Below are 911 nucleotides of genomic sequence, written 5' to 3' on the forward strand. Positions count from 1 at the left end.
TTCTAAGTCTGCTTGGCATTTTTTCATAGTCGAAAGAAGTAAAGGCCTTTCTTGAGGAGATGGTACTTGCAATATATCATCAAAAAGATCCACCGTTAGTTCTCCATAAGAATTTATTTGTCCAAGAAAGACATTTTCAATGGTGACCCCTAATTTTTCTAATTCAGTGTGTAACCAACCTCGACTTCGACCAATCGTCGCAAGTGGTTCATCCAATATTTCACCATCCATTATAACGGTCTGAGGCTCTTTGACAGAAGCGACCACCAAGTTTAAATCCTTTGCCGTTAAAGGCTGGTTCTCTTTCTTCAACATAACGGATAAATCTCCGGTTGCGTCTAATACCGCAAATTCCACATCAGATACCTGAAAGACATCCTTCTTTCGAAGTAACTCTAACAATTCATCCGTTGTATACCTTTCTTTCTTTAAGTTTTCTTCCATGATTTTCCCATCTTTGATAAAAACAGTTCCTTTCCCTTCTACAAGGTCCCGAAGCGTTTTGCTTTTTAAAGAAATGAATCCAACTAGAAAAGGTAGTGCGGCAGTGGTTACAATCCCTATAATCCCCACTAAAATACTTCGTTCAAGACCCGTAATCACTTCCGCCCCAATACTACCTATGGTTATACCAACCACATATTCAAAGTAAGAAAGTTGAGATAGTTGCTTTTTACCTAGCAATTTAGTTACTAAAAAAAGGATAATGAGAAATAACAAAGCCCGTACAAATACATCTAACCAATCAGGCATTACATAACACCTCCTATATACTTTATTTTAAAACCCTTTATACTGGAATTCCTCCCTCTCCAATTCTCCCACCCTTTTTTTCAAATCTGTGACTACTTCGTTCACTATCATCATCGTTTCATGTAAGGTTTGTTTCGATTCGTTATCTTGTGTACGTA

1 protein-coding gene is annotated in these 911 nt (G+C 37.4%); it reads right to left on the reverse strand.

Translation table 11 applies throughout. From position 1 onward, the window contains the following. On the reverse strand, positions 1–753 hold a 753-nt coding region (locus ADA55_RS13650), incomplete at its 3' end, for a DUF421 domain-containing protein (RefSeq protein WP_048684673.1). Positions 754–911: the final 158 nt, after the last annotated feature.

Origin of the sequence: Bacillus sp. 220_BSPC (genome assembly GCF_001054655.1) — a bacterium.
In the GTDB taxonomy this organism is placed as follows: Bacteria; Bacillota; Bacilli; order Bacillales; family DSM-1321; genus Peribacillus; species Peribacillus frigoritolerans.